Origin of the sequence: Vibrio sp. 10N.222.49.C9, from assembly GCF_041474985.1 — a bacterium.
Taxonomy (GTDB): Bacteria; Pseudomonadota; Gammaproteobacteria; order Enterobacterales; family Vibrionaceae; genus Vibrio; species Vibrio crassostreae_C.
In genome coordinates this window covers 1-285 of the sequence record NZ_JBFRVD010000563.1, presented here as the reverse complement: position 1 = coordinate 285, position 285 = coordinate 1, and the positions used below count along the sequence as shown (strand labels likewise).

At 49.8% G+C, this 285-nt stretch carries 1 protein-coding gene; it reads right to left on the bottom strand.

Translation table 11 applies throughout. The features are described 5' to 3' along the window. Positions 1–285, bottom strand: a 285-nt coding sequence (locus AB4585_RS24480) for a fasciclin domain-containing protein (RefSeq protein WP_372171349.1), incomplete at both ends; no start/stop codon positions are given.

The window sequence follows — 285 nt, the reverse complement described above, 5'->3', positions numbered from 1 at the left end:
GTTTGATGCCTTGATGTCGGTCGCGGTTACCGTGGCATTGTCTACCATTACGGTGCCGTCCATCACTTTAATCATCACCGTGCCACCTTGCACTGTTTGTGCTTCACTCAGTTTCATAACATCGGCTGCCATTACCTTTCCTGCCACCACGTGATAGGTCAAGATTGCCACCAACTTATCTTTGTTTTCTGGTTTTAGTAGCATTTCCACTGTGCCGTCGGGCAATTTGGCAAACGCTTCGTTGGTGGGTGCGAATACCGTGAATGGGCCTTCGCCTTTCAGCGT